The organism is Nodularia sp. UHCC 0506, assembly GCF_034931045.1.
Lineage (GTDB): Bacteria > Cyanobacteriota > Cyanobacteriia > Cyanobacteriales > Nostocaceae > Nodularia.
The window spans coordinates 51,211-57,290 of record NZ_JAYGHH010000035.1 but is presented as its reverse complement, the minus strand read 5'-3'; the positions used below and the strand labels follow the sequence as shown (position 1 = coordinate 57,290).

The following is a 6,080-nucleotide window of genomic DNA, read 5'->3' as shown; positions in this document are numbered from 1 at the left end:
AAGGATTTTTTGGGTTATTTTACTTGATTTAACTCATGAATTAGTATGTCAATTTTTAGTATTACAAGTTTTTCGTTTCAGTGCTAATTACTTTTTGTGTGCTTAATGTATCTTTAAATATTTCGGCTTTTACCTTGAGATACCTATCTCTGGACATATTTTGATAATGTATCAATTAAATTGTCCTAAATTTGGCTAACCTAAGCGTTTTTTCTCGCTTGTGAGAAATCTGGGTCTAGTAGTGCCGACGCTGCAAGCCACACAGCATCGTCTTTAGCTTCATTCCGTGGTGGCAACCGTCTATATGCCGTAAATTTATCAGCATCCAAAAATTCTGGATCTGCTCCTGCTTGTAAGAGAAGTTCAATCATTTTTAAATCAAGTCGGGTTGCGGCTTGTCCAAGTGCTGTCATTCCACTTGGTCCTCCAGCACCATTGAGCGTTTTGGTCGCTCCACAACGAAGTAACATTGCTGCTGTATCGTAGTCACCTTGTTCAACGCACCAGCGTAGTGGTGAGTCACCCTCGCTGCCAACAACGTTCGGATCTGCACCAGCCGCAAGCAACAAGCGAACAGCTTCTATTTGCTCACGGAAAAGTGCCATCAGTAGTGGTGTGGAATCATGATTAGCATCCCAAGTATCAACGGCTGCACCATGCCGAAGCAACAGAACTAGAGTTTCAATTGCACCACCATCTTCAAGTTGCTCAATTGCTTCATGTAACGGTGTCCATCCTGGAGATTCCGAGCGAAGACTGTTTGGATCAGCTCCGTGTGACAGCAATTCGGCAATGCGGTATAGATTCTGGTTTTCGATCGCTTCAAAGAGATCCATTAACATAATTTATTTATCTGCCATTGGGTGACCTGGTGTACAGTTGACCTTTTCAAGAGCCAAACAATGTTGGAGTCCACTTCTCAATTCGTTTATAGCTTTCTCATGAACTTCATCAGGTATACCACCAAAGCACTTATCCTGAATAAGTTGTCTGAGACGCATACATTCCTGAACTGCCCGAATGCGTTCGCGAATCTTCGAGCATGGTCGCTTGTCTAGCTTTTTTTTACTTACTTTGCTGGGGCTACAGCTTTCACCCGGAATCTTGTTACAAACATTGTGCATCTTTTCTTGCAACTGATCAAGTACCGAATTCTCGCACGTTTGGTGTGGATGACGTCGAGGCAAAGGCGGCACAGAGTTAGGTTGAGGTTGCTCTGTTTGATTTTTAAACCGATTCCGACCAGTTCTTGGGTCAATTTGATCATTTGCCGTTGGTAGGGGGTTCAATAGTCCCCCAGGTATTACAAGCGGAATAATCCAGGGTGCAAATTTAATGGCTGGGGCTAAAGCAGGGGGAATGCCAGTAGGTGGGGGTAATACTGGAGGCGGTGCAACTGGAGGCGGTGCAATTACCTGTTGTTGTTGTACCACTTCACTTGCTTGGGTTACTTTATTCTCTTGAGCAGATTTATCACTGTACTCAGCTAGTAAATCTTTAGCTGATTGACCCGCGCCCACTCTTTGTGCTACTGCATCTGCGTGCCGCTCATACTTATCACCTACCTGACCCACACTACCAACTAGTTGTACTCTACCTGACTGTTGTTGCACTACATGGGCGGCTTCATGGGCTGCTAATTCTAAACTCGGTTGCTCCTTAAAAGCAATCTGATTACCACTAGCATAAGCTGCTGCGCCCATCTTTTGACTGGCTTTTGCCGCTTTCCCACCGATGTATGCTTGTACATGAGACAGGTCAACCCCAAATGAATGCTGAATTTGATTGAGGTGAGGTAGTTTTGTAGCTGAACCATCAAACCCTGTTGCAGCTATCTGTTGCATTGATGCTGAAGTTCTTGTCCCATCTTCTTTAAGCTGCAAGTCTTCAGAACCAATATTCTGTTCTTCTTCAGTTTCTGGTGATTCACACGCAGCACACTTCATCTGTACATTTTCAACTGGCTGCTGTGGTTCAGTGCCAGTGTCCTCTAGCTGCTGTCTCTGAAGTTGCGCTTGCCTTGTTTCTATGGCTCTGAGCATGATGTTATCTTTGAGCCATTCCTCCGCTTTTGGTGGCTTGACAGTATTTATCGGCTGTTCTGAGGCTTTGGCATTTCTCTGTTGATAAGGGTTTGTCCAAGAGCTTGCTTGGTTCAAATAACTGCTTTTCTTGGGAGCCGCATTGTTCCCAAAAGATGACTTTTGTACTTTGTGGCGAGACATACGCGAGTTATTGTAATAATGTTATTAACCTGATTGTAACTAATTTAACCTTTTGACTGATTTTTGCCAAGCACGTAGAAAAATTTTGACTTAACCGGCTCTTAATCAACATCCTAGTAATGAATATGACTTTGAACAACGACTGGTACACCGCTAATTATCAATATTTGCTAAAGGTAATTTTTTTAGTACACAAAACTCTAGAAAATGCCATTGAAAGCCAAGAACATCAACCACTAAAAGATATTTCGCCATCTATCAACTTTGGGATGTCTGCACCTTCCGCTTTAGAGCAGCTTTGTACCATTTTTCAACTCACAGAATTTGAGCGAAATGTATTGTTGTTGTGTGCCGCTATGGAAATCGATTATTCCTTCGGTTCTCTGTGCGGTCAGGTGTTAGGAGATATGCAAGTCGCTTACCCCTCAATAAGTTTGGCAATGAAAGTTTTACCCGCAACAGACTGGAGTGCTTGGACTGTTGATGCTCCTTTACGTCATTGGCAATTAATCCAAATTCAAGGCGGCATAACTCATACCCAAAATCCGTTACGAATTGATGAGCGCATATTTCATTATCTTCTAGGTTTACAATCTCAAGATGAGCGTCTTAAAGGCATAATTTCACCAATTAATCCAGTTGATTTTTTAGTTCCCTCTCACGAGAAAATAGCCCAAAAAGTGGCAGCAATTTGGACTGAGGGTAAAAAAGGGAAACATTTCCCGATTGTGCAGTTATATGGCGATGATTTTAGTAGTATGCAAGCTATTTCTGCGGCTGCTAGTTCCATGTTAGGTCTACAAGTTTTTGCGATATCGCCAATACATCTTCCCCAAGATATTCATGAGTTAAATAACATCCTCCTGCTTTGGGAAAGAGAGGCAATATTAACTAATTCAGTCTTGTTAATTGATAGTGAAGGTGATGAATTAGAAAAAGCACAACAGAATGTTATTTTCAAAATTATTGATAAAATTAACAGCTTACTAATTATCATTAGCCGCGAGAGAATAGGGCAAAGGCAGCGTCCTTTAATCTGCCTAGAAGTTCATCGCCCAACTAGAAATGAGCAAAGCGCCCTCTGGGAAAGTTCTTTGGGAGAATTAGCAAATCATAATAAAGACATCAATAATCTTCTCGTAAGTCAGTTTAATCTAAATGCACCGACAATTGATGCTGTGTGTACTGAAGTTCGGGGAAAATTAGTAGAGGCTAGGGGAGAAATTGGTGATATTCAAAATCTATTATGGGATACTTGCCGCGCTCAAGCACGTCTGGGTTTAGATGATCTAGCCCAACAGATTCCTGCTAAAGCTACTTGGGATGATTTAGTCTTTACTAAGACGCAAAAACAAATTTTGCAAAGTATTGCTGGACACCTTCGCCAACGTATCCAAGTTTATGAAAAGTGGGGATTTGCTAGTGCTTCTCGACGGGGTTTAGGTATTAGTGCTTTGTTTGCTGGGGCTAGCGGCACTGGGAAAACTACATCTGCGGAAGTGTTAGCTAATGAACTTCGCCTAGATTTATACCGAATTGACCTCAGTGCTGTGGCGAGTAAGTATATCGGTGAGACGGAAAAAAATCTGCGACGGATTTTTGATGCAGCAGATGCAGGGGCGGCGATTTTGCTGTTTGATGAGGCTGATGCTTTATTTGGTAAGCGTTCTGAAGTTAAGGATGCACGCGATCGCTATGCGAATATGGAAGTCAGTTATTTACTCCAGAGAATGGAAGAATACCAAGGTTTAGCTATTCTCACCACTAATTTAAAAGATGCAATTGATCCGGCATTTATGAGGCGTATCCGCTTTTTTGTCAAATTTGATTTCCCCGATGCCAAGCAAAGAGAAGAAATTTGGCAGCAGATTTTCCCAAAAAATACCCCCACTAAGGATCTAAATTATACTCATTTAGGGCGGTTAAATTTAGCGGGTGGGAATATCCGCAATATTGCTTTGAATGCTGCCTTTATTGCTGCTGATAGCGGGGAATCGGTGATGATGAAGCATATTAAGCAATCTGCACAGATTGAATATATGAAGCTAGGAATGATGCTTACTGATGTAGAAACTAGAGGTTGGGTGTGATTTTTTGATGGAGTTACTTGACTAAAAAACAATTCCCATTCTCAATTTATTGCCACATCTCATCTTCAATCACCTTGTCACCCGTTAATATCAAACATAAAAATCGGCATAATTAGGCTAATTAGTCACAGAATTCTGCGCTGAATAAAACTACTTTTTCTTAGGAAAGTGTGAATTACGTTGTGGTGGTACATCATGTTGTAATTGTTGCCGTCCATTCGTAATAATCCGTAGCATATCCTTCAAATCTTGCTCGATACCTTCCAACACGCTATCAGCATATTCATCCGCGCCAGTTTCAATAGTTTGAGCTTGTGCGATCGCATTTTGTCGCAATTCATCCAACTCTTGTTGACAAGTACGACGCTTTTGATCAATTTCCATCAGAGTAGCTTGCATCATGGCCTCACACTCCTGCTGAACTTGTCTGCGTAACTGTTCAGCTTCCTGTTCAGCTTGTTTGATAATATCGCTTTCCGCTAAAATTTGCGCTCGTTTAGCTTGAGCGATTTCAATCACTTGCTGTCCATATTCTTCAGCTTCCAGCAAAACCTCATCCTTTTGTTGCAGGATAGTAGCTGCTTCCTGAAAAATCGTTGGTAACGAAATCCGAATAAAGTCGATTTGTTCAATTAGCTTGTCTTCATCTACTAGCGTGCGCCCAGTTAGAGGAACACGAAGACCATACAGAATTAAATCTTCTAAACGATTAAGTTCCTCCAGAATATCTACGCTTCCCTTTCCGGTGGGATATTCTTCACCAGTGGGATGGGTTCCGTTGTCATTGGGTTGGCTGTTGGAGGGGTGTGATTGTAGCATTTGTATATGTCTAGGGCAATTTGTTGGGGAACAAGATGGTCAATAGATCCGCCAAACCTTGCAATCTCTTTTACCACACTACTACTTAAAAAACTATACTCATTTGATGTGGCAAGAAAAACTGTTTCTATTTGAGTGGAAAGAGTGTTGTTAGTATGAGCCATTTGCAGCTCTACCTCAAAGTCAGAAATTGCCCGTAAGCCCCGCAATAACACCTGTGCTTGTCGTTTCTGGGCATAATTCACAGTCAAACCGTCAAAACTATCCACTTCCACGTTAGACAGATGTTTAGTAGTCAGCCGAATCTGATCTAGTCTTTCCTGCACGGTAAACAGAGGTATTTTGTGAGGATTTCGCAGTACAGCAACAATCACCTGCTCAAACAGCCGACTCCCACGCTGAATGATATCAAGATGACCTAAAGTAATAGGATCAAAGCTGCCAGGGTAAATAGCAATCACAAAATTTTATATGCACCAAAGCTACTTAAGTAAGTATAAGGCATTGAGTATCGAGTTTAGTTCCCTATTCCCCACTCTCAACAAAACCTGCTTTAATTGCTGTAACGCTAACAATGTATTTGAATAGGTAGTTTTGCATGGTATTGGATATTTCTACTTTGCCTTTAGCGTTTCAATTCACTTCTCCTGGCCCGGTTATCGTGGAGATAGGGCCAATAAGTATTCGCTGGTATGGCTTATTAATTGCCACAGCTGTGTTAATCGGTGTTAGCCTTTCTCAGTATCTAGCAAAACGCCGTCATGTTAACCCAGAATTGATCAGTGATTTATCAATTTGGCTAGTGATTGGGGCGATTCCCGCAGCTCGACTGTATTATGTTTTATTTGAATGGTCAGAATACTCCCAACGCCCAGAACGCATCATTGCTATTTGGCAAGGAGGTATTGCCATTCATGGAGCGATTATTGGTGGGACTTTAGCAGCA

General features: G+C 41.8%; 6 protein-coding genes. 2 read left to right on the top strand and 4 right to left on the bottom strand.

Going from position 1 to position 6,080, the window contains the following annotated elements; all coding sequences use genetic code 11:
• Nucleotides 1-200: 200 nt before the first annotated feature.
• Both VB654_RS17705 and VB654_RS17700 read right to left on the bottom strand, forming a co-directional pair.
• Nucleotides 201-842 (bottom strand): ankyrin repeat domain-containing protein, encoded by a 642-nt coding sequence (locus VB654_RS17705; RefSeq protein ID WP_323215129.1) that lies wholly within the window; start codon nucleotides 840-842, stop codon nucleotides 201-203.
• Between the two features lie 3 nt (nucleotides 843-845).
• A complete protein-coding gene (locus tag VB654_RS17700; protein ID WP_323215128.1) occupies nucleotides 846-2,159 on the bottom strand; it encodes an eCIS core domain-containing protein in 1,314 nt (437 codons plus the stop codon).
• Between the two features lie 185 nt (nucleotides 2,160-2,344).
• Here VB654_RS17700 and VB654_RS17695 point away from each other — a divergent pair, with 185 nt between their 5' ends.
• Entirely contained in the window at nucleotides 2,345-4,315 is a 1,971-nt protein-coding gene (locus tag VB654_RS17695) for an ATP-binding protein (protein WP_323215127.1), read from the top strand.
• Nucleotides 4,316-4,465: 150 nt separating this feature from the next.
• Here VB654_RS17695 and VB654_RS17690 read toward each other — a convergent pair whose 3' ends face one another.
• Together VB654_RS17690 and coaD are read right to left on the bottom strand one after the other, a co-directional pair.
• Nucleotides 4,466-5,134, bottom strand: coding sequence for a DivIVA domain-containing protein (locus VB654_RS17690; protein WP_323215126.1), 669 nt, complete (start codon nucleotides 5,132-5,134; stop codon nucleotides 4,466-4,468).
• A complete protein-coding gene (gene coaD, locus VB654_RS17685; RefSeq protein ID WP_323215125.1) occupies nucleotides 5,044-5,595 on the bottom strand; it encodes a pantetheine-phosphate adenylyltransferase in 552 nt (183 codons plus the stop codon). Before coaD ends, VB654_RS17690 begins: the two co-directional genes overlap by 91 nt.
• A gap of 137 nt (nucleotides 5,596-5,732) precedes the next feature.
• Between coaD and VB654_RS17680 the strand changes: the two genes are divergently transcribed.
• A partial coding sequence (locus VB654_RS17680) for a prolipoprotein diacylglyceryl transferase (protein WP_323215124.1) occupies nucleotides 5,733-6,080 on the top strand: 348 nt, incomplete at its 3' end.